Origin of the sequence: Vibrio sp. VP6 (genome assembly GCF_028823755.1) — a bacterium.
Classification (GTDB): domain Bacteria; phylum Pseudomonadota; class Gammaproteobacteria; order Enterobacterales; family Vibrionaceae; genus Vibrio; species Vibrio parahaemolyticus.
This window is the reverse complement of the sequence record NZ_JAPEID010000019.1, coordinates 16,111-35,838: the sequence shown is the minus strand read 5'-3', so window position 1 is coordinate 35,838 and position 19,728 is coordinate 16,111. Positions and strand designations below refer to the sequence as shown.

Annotated in this window: 19 protein-coding genes; 3 read left to right on the top strand and 16 right to left on the bottom strand. The window is 46.5% G+C overall.

Going from position 1 to position 19,728, the window contains the following annotated elements; translation table 11 throughout:
- The first annotated feature begins 16 nt into the window (after positions 1-16).
- The gene (locus OU793_RS13535; RefSeq protein WP_021454613.1) at positions 17-490 is read left to right on the top strand and encodes a hypothetical protein; all 474 of its coding nucleotides are present in this window, start codon (positions 17-19) and stop codon (positions 488-490) included.
- A gap of 1 nt (position 491) precedes the next feature.
- Positions 492-1,580: an outer membrane beta-barrel domain protein gene (locus OU793_RS13530; RefSeq protein ID WP_021453354.1), complete on the top strand. Its 1,089-nt coding sequence runs from the start codon at positions 492-494 to the stop codon at positions 1,578-1,580.
- 79 nt (positions 1,581-1,659) lie between these two features.
- Here OU793_RS13530 and OU793_RS13525 read toward each other — a convergent pair whose 3' ends face one another.
- The 6 genes from OU793_RS13525 to OU793_RS13500 form a co-directional block, all read right to left on the bottom strand.
- A complete protein-coding gene (locus OU793_RS13525) occupies positions 1,660-2,286 on the bottom strand; it encodes a sugar O-acetyltransferase (RefSeq protein ID WP_140103281.1) in 627 nt (208 codons plus the stop codon).
- A 182-nt stretch (positions 2,287-2,468) separates the two neighbouring features.
- Positions 2,469-2,801 carry a hypothetical protein gene (locus OU793_RS13520; RefSeq protein WP_005464576.1) on the bottom strand — a complete coding sequence of 111 codons (333 nt, stop codon included), beginning with the start codon at positions 2,799-2,801 and terminating at the stop codon, positions 2,469-2,471.
- 183 nt (positions 2,802-2,984) lie between these two features.
- Positions 2,985-3,530 carry a class IV adenylate cyclase gene (cyaB, locus tag OU793_RS13515; RefSeq protein ID WP_025795082.1) on the bottom strand — a complete coding sequence of 182 codons (546 nt, stop codon included), beginning with the start codon at positions 3,528-3,530 and terminating at the stop codon, positions 2,985-2,987.
- Between the two features lie 87 nt (positions 3,531-3,617).
- On the bottom strand, positions 3,618-4,052 hold the full coding sequence (locus OU793_RS13510) for a DUF962 domain-containing protein (protein WP_180775060.1): 435 nt from the start codon (positions 4,050-4,052) through the stop codon (positions 3,618-3,620).
- A gap of 124 nt (positions 4,053-4,176) precedes the next feature.
- A complete protein-coding gene (locus tag OU793_RS13505) occupies positions 4,177-4,530 on the bottom strand; it encodes an MmcQ/YjbR family DNA-binding protein (protein ID WP_025534820.1) in 354 nt (117 codons plus the stop codon).
- 33 nt (positions 4,531-4,563) lie between these two features.
- A complete protein-coding gene (locus OU793_RS13500; protein WP_005464470.1) occupies positions 4,564-5,046 on the bottom strand; it encodes a MarR family winged helix-turn-helix transcriptional regulator in 483 nt (160 codons plus the stop codon).
- Positions 5,047-5,166: 120 nt separating this feature from the next.
- On the opposite strand from OU793_RS13500, the gene OU793_RS13495 reads away from it, so the two are divergent.
- Entirely contained in the window at positions 5,167-6,054 is an 888-nt protein-coding gene (locus OU793_RS13495; RefSeq protein ID WP_069536635.1) for a DMT family transporter, read from the top strand.
- A 66-nt stretch (positions 6,055-6,120) separates the two neighbouring features.
- On the opposite strand, the gene OU793_RS13490 is transcribed toward OU793_RS13495, so the two are convergent.
- The 10 genes from OU793_RS13490 to OU793_RS13445 form a co-directional block, all read right to left on the bottom strand.
- On the bottom strand, positions 6,121-6,948 hold the full coding sequence (locus OU793_RS13490) for an AraC family transcriptional regulator (RefSeq protein WP_140103283.1): 828 nt from the start codon (positions 6,946-6,948) through the stop codon (positions 6,121-6,123).
- Between the two features lie 134 nt (positions 6,949-7,082).
- The gene (locus OU793_RS13485) at positions 7,083-7,724 is read right to left on the bottom strand and encodes an alanyl-tRNA editing protein (RefSeq protein ID WP_020838923.1); all 642 of its coding nucleotides are present in this window, start codon (positions 7,722-7,724) and stop codon (positions 7,083-7,085) included.
- Between the two features lie 111 nt (positions 7,725-7,835).
- Entirely contained in the window at positions 7,836-10,001 is a 2,166-nt protein-coding gene (locus tag OU793_RS13480; protein ID WP_236578038.1) for an Ig-like domain-containing protein, read from the bottom strand.
- A gap of 557 nt (positions 10,002-10,558) precedes the next feature.
- The gene (locus OU793_RS13475; RefSeq protein WP_021453483.1) at positions 10,559-12,067 is read right to left on the bottom strand and encodes an EAL domain-containing protein; all 1,509 of its coding nucleotides are present in this window, start codon (positions 12,065-12,067) and stop codon (positions 10,559-10,561) included.
- 352 nt (positions 12,068-12,419) lie between these two features.
- Entirely contained in the window at positions 12,420-13,436 is a 1,017-nt protein-coding gene (locus OU793_RS13470) for a manganese-dependent inorganic pyrophosphatase (RefSeq protein ID WP_005477846.1), read from the bottom strand.
- Between the two features lie 263 nt (positions 13,437-13,699).
- Complete coding sequence (gene gabT / locus OU793_RS13465) at positions 13,700-14,971, bottom strand: 4-aminobutyrate--2-oxoglutarate transaminase (protein ID WP_140103286.1); 1,272 nt, start codon at positions 14,969-14,971, stop codon at positions 13,700-13,702.
- A gap of 14 nt (positions 14,972-14,985) precedes the next feature.
- The gene (locus OU793_RS13460) at positions 14,986-16,413 is read right to left on the bottom strand and encodes an NAD-dependent succinate-semialdehyde dehydrogenase (protein WP_193237439.1); all 1,428 of its coding nucleotides are present in this window, start codon (positions 16,411-16,413) and stop codon (positions 14,986-14,988) included.
- A gap of 54 nt (positions 16,414-16,467) precedes the next feature.
- Complete coding sequence (gene aguA / locus OU793_RS13455) at positions 16,468-17,550, bottom strand: agmatine deiminase (RefSeq protein ID WP_025508957.1); 1,083 nt, start codon at positions 17,548-17,550, stop codon at positions 16,468-16,470.
- A gap of 12 nt (positions 17,551-17,562) precedes the next feature.
- Positions 17,563-18,429 carry an N-carbamoylputrescine amidase gene (aguB, locus tag OU793_RS13450; RefSeq protein WP_005485617.1) on the bottom strand — a complete coding sequence of 289 codons (867 nt, stop codon included), beginning with the start codon at positions 18,427-18,429 and terminating at the stop codon, positions 17,563-17,565.
- Positions 18,430-18,446: 17 nt separating this feature from the next.
- Positions 18,447-19,724 carry an FAD-binding oxidoreductase gene (locus OU793_RS13445; RefSeq protein WP_021822206.1) on the bottom strand — a complete coding sequence of 426 codons (1,278 nt, stop codon included), beginning with the start codon at positions 19,722-19,724 and terminating at the stop codon, positions 18,447-18,449.
- Positions 19,725-19,728: the final 4 nt, after the last annotated feature.

Below are 19,728 nucleotides of genomic sequence, written 5' to 3'. Positions count from 1 at the left end.
CGAGCCACACATGAGCATGATTCTCCCCCCTCATAATCAACGAGCGCTGCGACTACTGGTCTCCGCTTGTTTGCTGCTTATATTTTTGTTGCCTTGGAGCCATCAGGCATTTGCCGCAGAAAGTTACGCCATTTTCTCACTTAACGCTCAGTTTGACGCGTTGACCATTAATAAAGCGAGGAAGCTCTACCGAGGCAAAACCAGACTATTACAAGGCCAACGAATTGAACTCTCTGATTGGCCAGAGACGTCCGTTGAACGAACGGAGTTCTATCGCTACCTGCTTAATAAAAACTTGGCTCAAATGAATGCGCATTGGGCCAGCCTTTCGTTTTCAGGCAAGGCGCGTCCACCCAAAGTAATTGATCAACCCAGTATTGAAATCTTGTTAGCGTGGATGCGAGAACAACCTAATCGCATTGGCTATGCCCCCGTCGACTCGTTGCCGTCGGATGCTCATGTTCTTTATGTCGTCAGTTCGGAGAAATGAAATGAAGAGATCGCTCCTCGCAGTACTTATTAGCAGTGTCGCTTTTCCGAGCTTAGCAACAGTAGAACTGACCGATAACTTATCGCTTAGCGGGTTTGGCTCCATTGCTTGGGCGCAGTCCGACAACGAAACTTCATTGCTCGTGAATCGATTTATTGATGATGACAGCTGTTTCGATTGCGACACCACATTCGGCCTCCAACTTGATTACTTCTATCAAGCTTTTCGTGCTTCTGTTCAAGTCGTCAAGCGACCGCAAGATCATTGGAGTGAACCCAAAGTAGAATGGGCTTACCTCGCTTACACCTATAACAACGTCGAAATTCGTGGTGGTCGATTGCGTTTGCCTGTATTCCTTATTTCTGAATACAACTATGTGGGACAAGCGTTTACCACCGCCAGACCTCCGAACGAAGTGTATGACAGCATTCTCGGGATCACGGCGTATGATGGCCTATCCGTTAGATGGAATTACGACCTTAATGAGAATGTGATGATCACTGCAATGCCGTTTGTGGGCTATGGTTACAGCAGCGACGTTACCATCAGTGAAGATACGGACATTAGTATAGACACCAACTATTCAGCAGGGCTTAACTTGACGTTAAGCGGTGATAACTACCGTTGGAACTTTGCGTATTTGAATGCCGAGTACGATCAAACCACCATACTTTCTAACGCCATGCAACCCATACCTGGCCAAGGCAGCACGGCGGGAACAATACGGCTGAAAGATGAAGGCCAACACATCCAGCTGTTTTCACTGGGTGCAAAATATGAGTTTGACCGTATAACCGTCACAGCCGAAGGACAAACCAGCGATATCTCGACCTCGTGGTACGCCGCAACCAGCTACAACCTAAACAAGTTCACCCCTTACGTGGTTTATGGCCAGCAGTTTGACGACAACGAAAAGAAGACCGGTGACAGCGTCCTTACAGGGTTAAGGTTTGACGTGGATTACAACGTGTCAGTGAATGCCGAATGGCAACACTTTAAAGCCTTCAACAACGACTCCGGCGCGTTTTCTCTCCCACCAGCCGATACCAATGCCAACCTCTACACGGTGATGTTGAATTTCGTCTTTTAGCTACTCAATACGAACAAAGGCAGATTAGATGGTCCATCTGCCTTTTCTTGTTTCTATCTATCGCTTCATATGCCCAGCGTTAAGCCTCTTTTTGGTCTCGATAGACATTGCCCTCGACTTTACGATCCTTGAAGTAAAACTCTCGGTCATGCTCGTCGATTTCACGTAGCACACGACAAGGGTTCCCCACCGCAACTACATTACTTGGAATATCTTTGGTCACAACGCTCCCTGCACCAATAACCGAGTTTTCACCAATCGTCACACCCGGTAACACCACTGAGTTTGCGCCAATCCAAACATTGTCTTCGATGTGAACCGGAATATTGAACTGAGCCACTTCACGACGTAAACCTGGCTCTATAGGATGTCCTGCTGTCGCAATCGTCACGTTCGGGCCAATCATCACGGAATTGCCGATATAAATATAGGTGTCATCGACAAGTGTAAGATTGAAGTTGGCGTACACATTGTCACCCAGATAAGTGTGACGCCCCCAGTTTGCTCGAAGCGGTGGCTCTAAATAACAGTTATCGCCCACAGCCCCAAGTAAACGCTGAAGAATTTCACCACGTTTTTCGCCCTCTGAAGGTCGCGTTTGGTTATAGTCATAGAGAATCTCTAGGCATTGCGTTTGCTGTTTTGCGAGTTCTTCGTCAGTACAAAAATAAATCTTCTGACTATGCAGCATTGATTGTCGGTCCATGTATCCATCTCATTTAACGTTCTATTACCTTCGGTCTTACAATAACCAATCACAGTGGCAGACCGGAGTATGTCTTGTAGAAACTAGCAGACCTTGCACGAACAAAATTTGCAAAAAATCATGGAAACCTTGCGGATTACTGCACGAAAAAACAGGAAGTTGCGCCATCGCACAAAATGAAATTAACTCACTGATGAATTGTTTTGCTTTGCTTTTTCTCGCTTCATCTTTAGCTGCTTATCTTTACGTTTTAGAGCACGGAAGAACTTGGACTCTTCGTGATACCAGCCCACAACACTAATCGGGAAACCAACTAACATCATGATGAAGAAATCTGCCGGAAACTGCTCCGTCACGTCCTGAAAAGTGTGAAGCTCTCCAAAGATGAACAAACCGATAATTTTACCCACCAACAACGCACAACAAATCATAAAAAACGATTTCATGATGTAGTGCCATTTTCCTTTCTTTCTCTCCTCTCGCCAATAAACATACTTATGTTCTCGGTTATACATTACTCCTCCACAAAGTGACGGCGTCACTCATTAAATGATAGTGTGGGTTCAGTGCATCAGCACTATGGTAATCATAGTGCTGTTTACTAGGAGTTGCCTGTCAAACCAATGAGAAGAACACAAAAATGACATTGTGTTTTGGGAAGAATTTGCTCCGCGTTTTAGAAAGGAAAGAAATAGCGACTATGCAGCTAAAATCTCTTTGTATGAGCGGTGCTCTCTATCCGCTTCACTCAGATGAAACTGCAGCGCAAGTGCGACTAACCGCTCGCGATAGCGAGCCAAAGCAGTTTCGTCGTCGGTCATAATAGCGAACTCCGCAAAGTGACCAAAACCATCGAGAAAATCTAAGGTGATATGGAACTCGCCGACAAAGAAGATACTTCTGATTTTCTTGCTGCGTTGAATCACTTCGTAGCCCATGTTTTCGAGCATACTTTGAGCAGAATCTAACTTAGTGATATTTGTTGCTTCACAACGGTCAGCTTCTGGCCCTTTTACAATCCACAGTTTGATGCCAGCAGGCTGAATTTCTCTGAGCACTAAACTCTTCCCCTGCTGAGTCAGCGTGCGTTGTGGGGTATCGTAAAACCAATCTGACTCTTGGTTGTTTTCGAACATGACTTCATGCTCAATCTGTTTGAGCGTGTTTAAAAATGCATCATGATTTTTTACTCGATACTTTAACTCAACTTCAAACTGCCCTTGGAAATGCGCGTCACTCACCACTCGCCTCTACTACATAAACTTCGAAAGGAGCCGAATACTACACTCAAAATCTTAATCGTGTTGTGGCAATACACTCAGCTTGTGCATTTAGTGCTTTCGAAACACCCAGATCGGGCCGATTAATAAGAACTGTAGGTCCTCAAAAAAGGATGGCTTTTTGCCCTCGATTTTGTGCCCAATGAACTGAAGAATCCACAAAGCGCCAAACAACAGCATAGAAATGTGTAAGACGGGTAGCTGTAGAATCTCCAACGACCAAATCAAACCAATACACGCTAACGTGTAACCGAGCATCATCATGAACACACTGAGAGATAAACGGAAGTAAAAGACCCAAACCGGAATGACAGCGAACCAAACCCAGTTGAGCTGAAAACCTAAGATTGAAAGTTGAGGAATGGACCAAATAAGCCCAACCACAGAAAGATAAATACCCGGTACGGCAACTTTGTGGATTTTTTGATTGATTGGGTTTTGATGGTTTTCACCGTAGGCTTCTAACCAGTCAGATAGTGCTCGCATACCACTTCCCTTTTTACGCAACTTCTTTTTATATAGTCCGAGCTCAAAAAAGGTGCGAGTTTTTCAGCGAGCAATTGATGGTTTTCGTTATTGCCTAAACGCTTTCCTGAAATGCTATTTGGCTTCAGTGTCCAAGCAATGTACGTTGCGCTTTGGGCAGTTTCGCTACAACCAAATCGTAGGAGCGCTCGCACAAGTCTTGAATGAGACCATCTTCGGCATCACCATTGAAATACACTGTGACCCAATGGCGTTTGTTAAGATGGTAGCCCGGTGTGATGTCGGTAAACTGGGACGTTAGCACTTCTCCATCTTCCGGTTTCACTTTAACACTGACGTATTCTCGACCACCACGCTCCGCGATTATCGCGAACATTTTGCCTTTTACTTTGAACACAAGTGCGTCAGGGCCGAAAGGGAAGTCACTTTCGGCGCACATAAATGTCTCTAAATACGATTCCAATTCTTTGATATTCATGCTCATTCCTTGTTTTCTTAGCAACGAGATTCGCTATTCAAATTGAGGCAGTAGTAACTTTAACGCCTGATTCACTTGTGACTTTTCGTCCGCCGACAATCCACTAATCAAACTATGTTGTACATCCACATGCTCTTGGATCAACGACTCAATCAATGCCAAGCCTTCAGTTGTTAGCTCAACAGTAACACTGCGTCGGTCTTCTTTACTGTGCTCTCTGGCAATAAAGCCTTTCTTTTCTAGCTTGTCTAAGCGGTTGGTCATCGCTCCGGACGTGAGCATCATCGACGCAATCAACTCTGATGGGGTGAGACGGTAAGGCGCTCCGGCACGGCGCAGCGTGGCTAACACGTCAAATTCGCCCATTTTCAGGTCATATTGTTTGTGCAGATCAGCGACTCGACACTCCATATGCTTAGCAATGCGCATTAGCCTACCCATGATAGCCATTGGTTCGGTATCAAGATCTGGTTTTTCCTTCGCCCACTGCGTTACTACTCTATCAATTGCGTCCACGAGTTTTCTTTCTCCAATACGAATTCTGCCTGACGATTTATTTTAACATAAAGATACTTTACAAAAAGCAATCTAGCGCGTACCTTTACAATTAATTATCTCAACGTGAAGATATTTTACATGAACATATTACTCGCAATGATCCCCGCATTTTTCTGGGGCACTACTTATGCCGTTACGCAGTTCACTCTTCCAGACTGGCCGCCTGTATTGCTGGGAGCACTGCGGGCACTTCCAGCCGGACTACTGCTACTGGCAATCAAACCTTCGCTGCCCCAAAAGCACGAATGGAAAGTGTTATTGGTATTGGGCACGATTAACATCGCCTTCTTCTTTGGCCTCATTTTTGTGATGGCGTTGACCCTACCTTCTGCAATTTCCGGTGTCGGCATGATTTCTGTCCCCGTCTTTGCCATGCTGTTTGGTTGGGCGGTTTACAAACGTCAGCCTAGCGCAATACAAGGCATTAGCGGCGCAGTGTTGATTGCGTTAGCGTGGTTCTTGTTCGATCCAAGCTCAATCTCGCTCAACCCTATCGGTTTAGGGGCGATGCTGGCGGCCATCATGTGCATCGTGATTGGCAGTAGCGTAACCAAATCACTCGGCACAAAAATGCATTGGTGGACGGTACTCACGTGGCAGTTGATTTTGGGTGGTGTATTGCTGTCTATCGCCGCGGCTGTGTTAGCTACCATCAATCCGCAGCCTTATGTGCATGCCGTACAGAATATCGATATGACCAACACACTCGGGCTGCTGTGGGTAATTGTGCTCAACACCGCGCTAGGTTACGGCATGTATGTGTGGTTGTTGCAACGCATGTCTGTGGTCGACTTTACGTTTGGTGGCATTGCCAACCCGATTGCAGGGATCGTCTCTGGGCTATTGCTGCTGGGTGAAAACTTTACCCCACTCCAATACAGCTTGATGGTGGGCATGATTGTGATGTCTTTACTGCCTCAAATTTTAACGTCGTTGCGCGCAAGAAAAGAAGTAATAACGGTTTAAGTAATCATCCCCATCATATTCAGAGAACGCCCGATTTTGTATCGGGCGTTTTGTTATTCAATACGATCAACTCGCTCTGAGCTGGGCTTGTTTTCGATAAGCAAGCGGTGTGGCACCGTATTCTTTTCTGAAACAGGCACCAAAATAAGAGGCATGCTTAAAACCACATAGCTCAGCTATTGCACTGACACTCGCGTCGCTGTTGCACACCATTTTTTGTGCTGTATCTAATCGTGCAGCCTGCAGCACATCAGTAAACGTCGTCCCTTCCTTGTTCAACTTTCTTTTTACCGTCGACTCACTCATGTAAACCAGTTTCGCAATTTCTTTGAGCGTCCACGGCTTCGTTAGATCTTTAGAAATCAGTGCGCGAATACGTGAAGACAACGAAGAATATGAACGAGTTTCTGCCTGACTGGCGCTCTGCTCAAAGTGCATCAACAAATACAAAAGCATGCTGTTGATATCGAGCAATTCATCATTTGAACGGTTACCACAGCCCTTTTTCACCATTGCTTTTAATGCTGAGTAAATATCCACGATTCCCGGACGTAAAGTGAAACTCACCACCACATTCCCCGAGAACACGCCATCGCAAAGCTCGCGGAAGTTCAACTGTTGATTGAGTTTTTCAATGAAACACGCAGCCAGTCTGAAACCCGAAATATTGGCATTTTCTACGAACGAATTGATGGCGATTTGCCCTTTGAAATCCGCGCCAATAGCGACCAAACAAGGTGGGTCGATAAGCTGTTTAATGCCTTTAGAATCACATAACTCCAAAGCACAGTTATGGTTTAAGACAATGTAAAAATCCGTCGAGCTAATATCAAACTTTTGATTTATCGGACAGTGTTGCACCTGCCCGTCAAGAACCTCAATCAAAGCCTTCATTTACATTTCCAAAATGAGTGTCAACGCTATCTTGAAACGATATGAACAAAGTGCGTGAATGTTAGTTCTCGCGGTCAGAGAGTCAATTTGAATTTTTTTAATCAGCGTTCAGAAATACTGAACGCTGAAATCGGTTAGCTAACCAAAGTAATTTCGACTCTTTCTTTTCCTTTACCAACGTTTTTACGTTTTAAGGCAATGCGGCCGACTTCAGAGGTGCGCTTAAGGTGTGTACCACCACAAGGCACTTGAGCGAAGCCTTCCACTTTCCAATAGCGCCTTTCTTGGCCTTCGTCAGAGAATGCGCTCTCAATCTCAGCGTCCGAATCGATAACTGCCTGAGCTCGTTGTTGAAACTCCGCCAGCAGTGGCGTGATGCTTTCAGGCCATTCAAAATCAATTCGGCTTTTATCTGCGGAGATATGTGCGCCAACCTTCTGAATGTTTGCAAATTTTTGCGTGAACAGTTCAAGTATAACTTCCGCCGCAAAGTGGAGCTTCATCAACGCATAACGCCTTTGCCAGTCAATTTGAGTGATCACTTGGTCGCCAACTCGAAACGTGGGTTGACGTTCTAGAGTGTAAACAATGCGTGAGCCAGACTTAATTGCACCGACGACAGGAATCCCGTCGATCGTACCTGCATCGCTCTCTTGTCCGCCGGATTCAGCATAAAAAATAGTGTGGGATAACTCGACTTCTTTGTCCGAAATTCGAGTTACCGTGGAGGTGAGTTCTGTTTGGTAAGGGTTTTTCCAAAATACCTTGACGGTCATATGGCCTTCCTTTGCACATAATATTGACGTACATCGATGCTACGCGGCTAATAAGTGAAGTCAAGCGATGCTGATGAGATAAAAAATAAGCTCCCGAAGGAGCCTATTCATTTACTTAAGAGGAACGCCAGGCGCGTCAGACACGCAGGAAGCATAAGCCGGGTCTCGAGCATCCATCACCAACTGCGCTCGACCTCGATGCAGGTTAATGATGTCATACACGACGCCCTCATGATGCGGTAAATCCATTAGCGAGGTAGACCAATATTCCGAGTTCGCTGGCCAACCAAAACCTCCGCCATCTTTGTCTTCTTCATAGATGCTTTCAGTCCCGTCCCAAACACTGCCTCGTGATGCACGATACAAGCTAAACAACTCATTGCGAGTGGCACGACGCCAGTTGTCACGGCCAGCAAAGTTTCTTACAGACAAATCATGACACCAGTTTGCGTATTGGCTGGTTAAGCCTGCGCGATCACGTCCGTATTGGTTGAACATCGCAAAGTCACCCTCAGGGCCGCGTGTACCGTCTTCCGTTTTGATGCCAACGTAAGTTTTTGGTTTTGTCGCGTCGTAGCTCAAAGGTTTAACAAGCTCATAGCCTAGTTTGTTCATGAGCTTCACTGATGGTGGTGCGGTAAATAGGCGACCATCTTCATCACTCGCTACCATCAAACACGCTTCCGCGCTTCCTTCTCCTGAACGAGGCTGTGGGCAAATAGAGATGGCAGACTCTTTTTCTTCCGCCTCAACAACCTTGACCTCAGAGGTGCCTTTTAACTCCCCAAAGGAAGCTGAAATGGTGACCGAACCAAGCTGAGCACTATTTGAGAGCCCACCAGCAATCAAATCTAAAACCGCTTTATTACTGCTTCGCCATGTCACTCGATGCGTTACATCCTGAGTGGTTTCATCGCTATATTCACCGTAGGCATAAAATCGCTGGACGTTCTTTTTCTCTAGAGTGATTTCACTAGGATGAACATGGATTTTTTCTAACACCGCATTCGTTACTTGAATTTGCAATGGTGCACTGGTGATCGCATCTTTGGTGGCGTAAACCATTGCCTGCCCTACCGCAAGACCTTTAACGCGATCGCCTTCTAGTTGTAGGACATCTTGATTATCAACCCACCAAGCAACCTGTTCGGTCAACTCAACGCGGCTTTCATCGCTATAGACTCCTTGTGCAGACAGCTGGGTCGAGTTGCCTTTTGCCACGCTCGACGCATTCGTTGTCACTTCAATATTTGTTAGGATTGCATCGGTCACCTGCACTTGTATTGGCTCGCTTTGCACACCATCTGACGCAGCCGTCACCAACGCTGTTCCTTTATGTTTGGCTTTCACAACGTTGTCGACAATCTCAACCACATCGTTATCGACGTGCCAAGTGATACCTCGGGTGAGGTCGACTTGTTCACCATCGCTCAACGTTCCCATGACCACCAAAGGCTTATGTGTGCCCAACGGCATTTCCAGTGCGGTTGACGAAATGTCCATACTCACTAATACCGCAGGCGTGACAGTAATAGAACCATGCGTACTGGTTAAGCCATCAAGCTCGGCATAGATATCCGCGTCACCCTCATCTTGTGCGGTGAAAATGCCGTTTGTGCCTGGCATGACAACGCTACAATCTGTGGAATCCCACTCTACGAGATGGCTAATATCACGGGTTTGTTTGTCAGTATATTCACCGTAAGCTTTCGCTTGAAAGCTTAGCCCTTTGGCAATCGCCTTATGTGGCAGAGCGAAGTAAATGTTGGTCAACTTCGCGTCCACAACCTGTACGGTCATTTCGCTACTGAACTCATCTAGGTCTGCGCGAATGACCGAAACACCTGTTTTAAGCGCTGTAATCACACCGCGTTCGTCGATGTTAACAATGTCAGCATTTTCAACGTTCCAAACAACTTGTGATGTAAGGTCGTCTTGAGTGCCATCGTTATAAAAGCCGATGACTTTCACCTGCGCCAGCTCACCCTCTGCAAGCGACACACGGCTTTGGTTTAGTGCAATACGAGACACCACTTTGTCTGGTATTGGCGGCTCTGGAATAACGGGATCAGAAGGCTCCGGCGGCGTCACCTCTGGCGTTTCAGGAGCTTCCGGTTTGGAAACATCAGGAAACTCAGGCACTGGCAGTTCCGGTATTGGTGCTTCAATTTCTGGCTCGTCAGGTAATACTTCTTCTGGCAAGCTCATTGGTGGTTGGCTAGTGCTGCTTCCACTGTCGCTATTACAACCAAACAAACTCGTGAGGAGTAATAGCATTGCGATCTTATTAAAAGTATTTTTGCTTATCATAGAGTCAAACATTCAAATTTTTATTATTAGACGACATTAAAAATTCAAATTATGAATACAAACAACTCAGCAATACCGCTGACTGGTTAGCGCTTCGTATGTATGAAACTTTTTCTCTAATTCAACCTCCAACTCAGATCTGTTTTTAGTATCTCTCATCAAGATGTTTTCTCGATAACGGGTAATTGCTGAAATTAATTCACTTTTGGCCATCGCTAATTGCTCGTCAAACGAGCACACGAACTCATGTTCACTCATCGTGATTCTCACAATACATAAATTTAGAAATCACATTCTGTTTATTTACTTCGACGACCATCTATGAGATGGCAAAAAAATGTAATGGGAAGTGCTCAATTCGACAATATGCCAAATATCAAAATCGTCTCATCGTGATATAAAAATCAGCTCAAGTTTTCGATTTAAAGTTGGGAGTCACTTTTAATGACTTCCCTATTTTCTGGTAAACAATAGGCAAGAAAAAAGGTGCCACATTGGACACCTTTAAAATCAACGAACAGAAGTTACGCCTCCGGATTTGGTTCAGCAATATTCTCGATTGGCTCTGGTTTTGCGTACACATAGCCTTGAATCAAATAGATATTGTGCGTAGCCAAATACTCAATCTGTTTTCTGTTTTCTACACCTTCAGCAATCATTTCACATTCCGCTTTCATCGCCGCAGACACAATAGAATCCAACACTTTGAGTTTTTGGTCGTCTGAGCCAATTGGATCAACGAACATTTTGTCCACTTTCAAGCAGCGAATACCCAAGTCCTGCAAATAAGAAAAGCCACCATACCCAGTTCCAAAGTCATCAATTTTGAACTTGTAACCTTTGTTGGTGAGGTAGAGAATCTCTTTTTTCGCGGCTTCTACGTCTTTAACCGGAATTCTTTCTGTTAGCTCAAAATGAATTCGGTTTGCACACGGCCAATTCAAATCTGCCAACAGTTTGGTTAACGAACCGGTTTCTAAATGAGAAGAGACAATATTGACACTCACCCAAATCGACTCAGGCAGTGACTCAAGATCTTGGATGATTTTGCGAATCATCTGGTTCGTCATCGGAACAATCAATCCGCTCTCTTCTGCGGCGCCAATAAACATATTAGGTGGCACCAAACCATCGCGTCTTGACCAACGAACCAACGCTTCATAACCTACAGTTTGGCCATCTCTGCTATCCACAATAGCTTGGTAATAAGGGATAAATTCGCCGTTATTGATGCCGTTTTGAATCAGCCCTTTGATAGACTTTCTTAGGCTTTTACTTGAGATATAAAACAGCGCAAACACAATCCCAAGAATCAAAGTAGCAGGCACACCCCACACGAAAAGACGCTGATTCGCGTATGCGGCCAAGGCTTCACCACTGTAAATCTTGATGAGCATGTTGGCCTGAGATTCATCAGAGAAGAAAAACTCGCTCGATAGCGCATTGTCTTCATCAATAATGTTTGGCATGCCGCGACTGATTGAAAGGTCACCAAACATAGGTTCGTGATATTCAAATTTTACGAATAAGCACTCTTCACACGGCTCAGCAATAAGCTGTTTTATCCAACTGTTATCGAGAACCCAAAACACCTCAACGTGCTGATTGTCATAAATTACCATCCATTCTGCTTGGTCTTTGTATTCCGGCAAAATCAAGGAAATATAGAAGTTGGTATCTAATTGAACCCGTTCGGATGACGTAACTTTGGAGACAGGCATCCCTACGCTTGAGCACGAGTCGCCATCTTCCGTGGTCATGCCAATAAACCGAATGTAGCGGTTGTAGTAACGAGGGTCACGCAGCACTTTCATATCATCAGATTGACAGTTGAAGTCGAGCTGGGCGATCTGTTTGGTAATGGCACTCTCTAAAAACGTGGATCTGTGATTTAAGTATTCAACCAACGTTTTGATTTTCGCCTCTTTGATATACCCAACATATAAATTTGACAAGGCATTAAAAGCGACAGCAAAAATAATGATGGGGACTAGCCCTATTAAGATGGCATTTCTTATTGTCTTATTAGCCAAAACTCCTCCTAATGTTCTGCCACGAACAATTTTCAGTAAGCAGGTTCACTATCTCACTTTAATAAGTGGAAAAGTGGGGATGGACTCTCAATCGCAAAGAATAAGTGATTGAGCGGCAATTATTTGCTGAGACTACTGCTGCACATTGGCTTTTACAACTCTCTCGCATGAGATTATGAGCTAATAATGATAGCAATTGACCTTTATTATATACGCAATGGCTTATCGCAAGCGGGAGACTGTTTTCTTCTGCTCTTTTGCGTGGAATCTAAATTTCCAACTCTGTCTTGCCAAAAACGAAAAAACCACCTTTAACGGTGGTTTTTTGATTATTTTCAGTGTGGCTTAGTCACTAGAGTGATTCAATCGCTTGTTGAATTGCAGGACCAATTTGACGCTTGCGAGACGTCACGCCATCCAATACCAACATGTCATTGTCGATTTTCACATCAAAAGCTTTTGATAGCACTTTCTTATCTGCGTCATCCGCCCAAAGCATGTTTGCACGTTTGTGCTTGGTATCTGTGATCGAGAAGAACAAGTAATCAAGATTCTGAGCTTTCTTATACGCTTGAATAGCTTCGTTGAAGTCCTGTTTGCGGTCAATCAACTGCTGCGCGTTGAGCGTTTCTGCTACGCCGATGCCTACCTTTTTACCTGCGAATTCAAAGTTTTTGTAGTCCATCGTCAAAATCGTCTCTGCTGAGAAATGGCTCAGATCCGATTTAGCCAACAACATTTGTTCACCAAAACCTTTGATGTCTTTGATGCCTGCAATGTCCGCCAGCTTTTGCGCGTACTGTTTGTCATATTCGGTGGTAGTCGAAGATTGGAACACAACCGTGTCCGACAAAATAGCCCCTAAACCTGCACACGCAATATTCTTAGGCAGTTTAACGTTTAACTTCTCGGCATTTGCCGTAAGAATTGTTGCCGCTGAACCCCAAGCACGAATGTCCATCGTGACGATTTGCGGCATGCTGATTGGCGAACTGCCCATCGCGTGGTGGTCGATGATTGCCACGATGGAAGTTGGATCAACCGATTTTGCAAGTTGAGTCGATTGGTTGAAATCCACCAAACCAATGTGGTGAGAAGAGAAATCCGCCTTCACTTTTGGCGCGTCCATGCCACAAAATTCAAACACAAACTTACTTTCTGGGTTCGCTTCGCCAGTTAGCGCTGCTTCTCCGCCGTAGATGTGTGACGCTAGGATAACGGAAACGGCACTATCGGTGTCTGGGCTCAAATGTCCAACCCATACAAGGTTGTCGGTATTATTGTTTGAAAGCGTGGTGAGATCCAAAGCGCCCTCAGCCAAACAGCTGAAAGAGGCAATCATGGTTAATCCAAGTAGTGAACGTTTCATTTGAGTCCTTAATGGTGAGTGGTAAGTTACTATTGGTACTGCATAGACCATTGATTCAAATGTAATTTTTTCGAGTTGCCAATTCACCCGATATTCTTGGAATCGCAAACGTTTTTCGAGTCGATACACACTTTTTTATCGATTCCGCTTACAACTTAAACAGGATATTTAGTTAAGCGAAGGACGATTTTCCAAAAACAAAAAGGAAACGATTGGTGCCAATCGTTTCCTTTACTTGTGATTGCTATTTAAAAGCGCGTGAATTACGCCACTTCAAGAATCACTTTTTCCAACTTATCTAAGCCTTCACTAAGCACTTCAGATTCAATGGTCAGTGGAGGTAACAGACGAATCACGTTCGCTTTTACTCCACAAGAAAGCAGGATAAGGCCGTTTTCTTGCGCTTTAGAAATCACCGCTTTGGTCATCTCTTGTAGCGGCTCACCCGTTTCTGGATCAGTAAATTCAATCGCCATCATCGCACCTGTAGTACGGATTTCACCGATAGCAGGCACTGACTGTTGCAGTTTAGTCATACGAGCATTGACCACTTCACCGATGCCCATTGCTTTAGCACACAAGTCTTCTTCTTCGATGATTTTCAGTACTTCAAGACCAGCAACACAGCCAAGTGGCGAGCCCGCATAAGTGCCACCTAAACCACCAGGTAGTGCAGAATTCATCACATCCGCTTTCCCAACTACCGCTGAGATTGGGAAACCACCAGCAATGCCTTTCGCCATTGTCATTAGGTCTGGTTCAATGCCTAGGTATTCTGTGGCAAACATTTTACCGGTACGAGCAAAACCCGTTTGGATTTCATCAGCAATCAGCATGATACCGTGCTTATCACACAGCTGACGCAAGCCTTGTGCAAACGCTTCAGGTGCTTTGTAGAAGCCGCCCTCGCCTTGCACTGGCTCGAAGATAATCGCCGCAACGCGTGAAGGTTCAATATCGCAAGCAAATAGATCGTCGATCGCTTGTAAGCTTTGCTCAACGCTAATGCCGTGGAACGCATTTGGGTACGGCGCGTGGTAGATTTCGTTCGGGAAAGGACCAAAGCCTGCTTTGTATGGCGCAACTTTACCGGTTAACCCCATCGTCATGTTTGTGCGACCGTGAAAGCCACCTTTAAACGCTATCACGCCGCTACGACCAGTATGAGCGCGCGCTACTTTCACGGCGTTTTCGACCGCCTCGGCGCCAGTGGTTAGAAAGATCGCTTTCTTCTTAGTCTCACCCGGTGCAAGTTCTGTCAGCTTTTCCGCCAGCTCAACGAATGACGCATACGGCGTGACCATCGCACACGTGTGCGAAAAGTTGTCCAACTGAGCTTTTACCGCATCACTGATACGTTTGTGAGAATGCCCGGTATTGGTCACCGCAATGCCCGCTGCAAAGTCGATGTATTTGTTGCCTTCGATATCCCATACGTAAGCGTTTTCTGCTTTCTCGACGTAAAGTGGGTACAGTGCGCCCATGCCTTGAGCGATAACTTGGCTTCTTCTTTCGTGTAGTTGTTGGTTTGTCATTGTTTTGTCCTTAATTAGTTGCCGCCAAAGCAGAGATATTTCACGTCCATGTATTCATCGATACCTTGTTTTGCGCCTTCGCGTCCGACGCCGGACTGCTTAACACCACCGAAAGGAGCAACTTCAGTAGAAATCATGCCTTCGTTAATGCCGACCATGCCGTATTCGAGCGCTTCTGCGATTTTCCAAACGCGGTGGATGTTTTGGCTGTAGAAGTACGACGCAAGACCGTAAATGGTGTCGTTCGCCATTTCGATCAGCTGTGCGTCACTGTCAAAACGAATCACTGGCGCGACAGGGCCAAAGATTTCCTCAGAGACAATCTTCATGTCGTGAGTAACGTCTTTGAGCACCACTGGCTGCATAAATAGGCCATCGAGCTTTTTAAGTTCTGAAACCGGCTTCGCGCCTTGCTCGATAGCACCATCGATCAACGCTTGAATGCCTTGCTTTGCCGATTCGCTGATCACAGGGCCGATGTTTACGCCCTCTTCTAAGCCGTTACCGACGTTGAGCTGCTGAACCGCAGCGTCGAACTTAGCAACGAACTCGTCATACACTTTGCTGTGTACGTAGAAACGGTTCGCACACACACACGTTTGACCTGCGTTACGGAATTTCGACGCCATCGCGCCCGCCACGGCTGCATCAATATCTGCATCATCGAATACGATAAACGGCGCGTTGCCACCTAGCTCCATTGAGGTACGTTTAATGTCCGCAGCGCTTTGCTGCATCAGCACGCGACCGACTTGAGTAGAGCCAGTGAACGACAACTTGCGAATCAACGGGTGTGAAGTGAAGATAGCACCTACCTGACGGGAGTTTTCACCTAGAACCACTTGCAGAACATCGCGTGGGATACCCGCTTGATAGGCAAGCTCTGCAACCGCAAACGCAGACAGCGGAGTAGATTCAGATGGTTTTACGACAAAGCTACAGCCTGCCGCTAAAGCTGGCCCTGCTTTGCGCGTGATCATCGCAATTGGGAAGTTCCAAGGTGTAATCGCACAGGCAACACCAATTGGCTGTTTGATGGTCACCAAACGCTTGTCTGCACTCGGCGCAGGAATCGTCTCACCGTAGGTACGTTTCGCTTCTTCAGCAAACCATTCGATAAAACTCGCGCCGTAAAGCACTTCACCTTGAGCTTCCGCTAGCGGCTTACCTTGTTCTAACGTCATCAAACGGCCAAGGTCGGCTTTGTTTTCTAACAGGAGTTGGAACCAACGATTGAGCATACCAGCGCGCGTTTTTGCTGGCAGTGCCGCCCATTCTTTCTGCGCGACATGGGCACGTTCAATGCTATTTAAAATGTCATTCTCGGTTGAGACTGGTGCGTACCCGAGAAGCTCTCCGGTCGCTGGATTAGTCACTGCAATGCCCTGCTGTGGGTTCGCTACCATAAACGAAACAAGGCTTTGGTTTTGTATCTGTTGCATGGTCATTCCTTTTGACAACTCATCATCGCCGCAAAGTCAGCGGCGAGCATATGTTTAAGCAGGGATCTGCTGCGTAATGCAGTGAATGTTCCCTCCGCCCAGTAGAACCTCTCTCGACGGTATCGCGATGATTTGGTATTCCGGCATCGCGTTTTGCAAAATATCGATCGCAATGGCGTCGGTGTCTTCATCCAACATCGGTAAGAACACATGGCCGTTGACGATAAGAAAGTTCGCATAAGAGGCACTTAGGCGTTCGCCAGCTTGTCGACTCATTCCTGAACTGGCGTCAATGCCATTGGCTTCGCGCTCGCTATAATGCAACGGACCCGGTAATGGCAAACGGACAATTTCAATCTCGCGCCCTTTCGCATCGTGCTGAGATTTAAGTACTTGTTCCGCTTGACGAGACAACGCGTATTGCGGATCGCTTGGGTCATCGGTCCAACTCAGTACCACCTTACCCGGTGCGATAACGTGCATCAGGTTGTCAACATGGCCGTCTGTTTCGTCATTGAATAAACCATTTGGCAACCAAATGACTTTTTCGATACCGAGATACGCCTTTAATTGCTCTTCGATTTGCGCTTTGCTCAATTGCGGATTTCGCCCCGGACTAAGCAAGCACTCTTCTGTGGTGTAAAGGGTGCCTTCACCATCGGTGTGAATCGCCCCACCCTCAAGTACAAACGGGGCGCGGTAATAATCTATACCGATGATGTCGCACACCGAGCCAGCGACAAGATCGTCTTGTTGCCAGTTATCGTAAAGCCCGTTGTATTCGCCGCCCCACGCGTTAAATTGCCAACTAATCCCACGGCGCTCGCCCGCCTGATTCACGAGCACGGTCGGTCCAATATCGCGCATCCACGCATCGTTAAATGGGATTTCCACCAAACGTACGTCTGAGTGGAGCATTTGACGCGCTCGGTCAAAGTTGTGCGAGCATACCGCCACACACACCTTGGTCACTTCCGCGATTAAGTTCGCGATTCTGGCAAAGGTTTCTTGCGCGGGTAATGCGTCATCACGCCAGTTGTCTTTCCTTTCTGGCCACGCTAGCCAAACTTCACTAACCGGCTGAAACTCAGCCGGAAAATAGAAGCCATCTTGCGCTGGTGTTGTCGATAACTTCATTTTAACGCCTCTTTAAACAGCTAGTTTGCCAACACTGGTGTAAAGGTCTGGACGACGGTCGCGGAACAAGCCCCACGCGTGACGCGCTTTCGCTGTCGCAGCGAGATCGATTTCTGCGTAAATGATGGTTTCACCTTCACGTGGTGCTTCGGCAATTTTTGCACCAGTGTGGTCAGTGATAAAAGAAGAGCCGTAGAAAGTGGTCTCGATACCATCATCGACCTCAGTGCCCACTCGGTTTGACGCAATCACTGGAACGAGGTTTGCTGCCGAGTGACCTTGCATTGTACGTTGCCAGTGATCACGCGAGTCCAGTGTTGGATCTTGAGGCTCAGACCCGATTGCGGTTGGATAGAAAATTGCTTCCGCGCCGTGCAGAGCCAAGCTGCGCGCAAGCTCTGGAAACCATTGGTCCCAGCAAATGCCAGCACCGAACTTACCGAACTTGGTTTGCCACACTTTGAAACCAGTATCGCCAGGGCTAAAGTAGTACTTTTCACTGTAGCCCGGACCATCAGGAATGTGTGACTTGCGGTAGTTATCTAATACTGTGCCATCGGCATCTATCATCACTAGCGAGTTAAAAAACGTGTTGCCCGCTTTTTCAAAGTAGCTAACAGGAATAACCACGCCGAGTTCTTTCGCCAGTGCGCTCATTTCCTGAATAAGGTGGCTATTTGCCGTCTCTTCTGCAAGCTCGAAATACTTCGCTTCTTGTTTTTTGCAGAAGTAAGGCGCGGCGAACAGCTCTTGAGGAAGAATCACGTTCGCACCGTTTTGTGCTGCTTCACGAATCGCCTTTTTGGCTTTAGCTAGATTTTCTTCCAGATCCCAGCTTTTCGTCAGTTGAAGGGCTGCAAATTTCACTACTTTGCTCATTGGATATTCCTTATCTCTTAAATCGCCAGTTTGTCACGTAGGTTGTAGTAAGCCGCGCCCATTGCCGTAAACGGAATTTGGAAGTGGCGGCCCCCCGGGAAGGAGTAATGTTTCAGAGCCGCAAACGCATCAAAGCGTTCTGCGTGTCCGGTCAGAGCTTCTGCCAGCAACTTGCCTGCGAGATGAGTACACGTTACACCGTGACCGCTGTAGCCTTGTAGGTAGTAAATGTTGTCTGAAAACGAGCCAAATTGTGGCATGCGTGAGTAAGTCAGCAAGAAGTTACCCGTCCAGGTGTAATCAATCTTGATGCCTTTCAATTGTGGGAAGACTTTCTCCATCTTCGGACGAATCAATGCTTCAATGTTTTCTGGGTCACGTGCGCCATAAACCACGCCACCTCCGAATAACAAACGCTTGTCGGCAGTTAAGCGGAAGTAGTCCAGCAAGTAGTTACAGTCTTCAACGCAGTAGTCACTGGTCAGCACTTGTTTTAACTGCTCATCACTCAAAGGCTGAGTCGCCACCACTTGTGTGCCGCACGGGATCGCTTTGTTGCTGATGTTTGGTGCCAAACCACCAAGGTAGGCGTTACCTGCCAGTACCACGTACTTGCTCTTCACGCTGCCTTGCGCAGTTTTAACTACTGGGTTCATCCCTTTATCAATCGACACGACCGCCGACTGCTCAAAGATTTGACCACCTAGAGAAATGAACGCAGCGGCTTCACCTAATGCCAGTTTAAGCGGGTGAATATGACCACCGCGCATATCCAGCAAACCGCCAGTGTATACTTTCGTGCCTACCGCTTGTTCTACCTCTCCTGCGTCAAGCAGAGTCAGTTGGTCGTTTCCGTAACGCTCCCAGTTCTTCTTATGTTCTTCTAGCCCTTTGAGTTGTTTACTGTTCAGTGCCGTGAACAAGCCACCTTGCTTGTAATCACAGTTGATGTCGTATTTGTCAATCAGGCCACGGATGATATCGCCGCCTTCAAAAATCATATCGCACAGAGCTTTGGCTTGGTTTTGGTCGTAACGGCTTTCAATCACGTCAACATCTCGGCTGTAGCTGTTAACGATTTGGCCACCGTTACGACCAGTTGCTCCAAAGCCCACTTTTGCGCTCTCTAACACAACAACTTTAAAACCTTTTTCCGCTAGGTGTAGTGCAGAAGAAAGACCAGAGAATCCCGCACCGACTACACACACATCGCACTCGATGTTGTCTTGCAGTTGTGGGTATTCCGGCATGTTTGGCACAGAGTGCGCGTAGAACGAATCCGTATGCTTGTTCATAGAA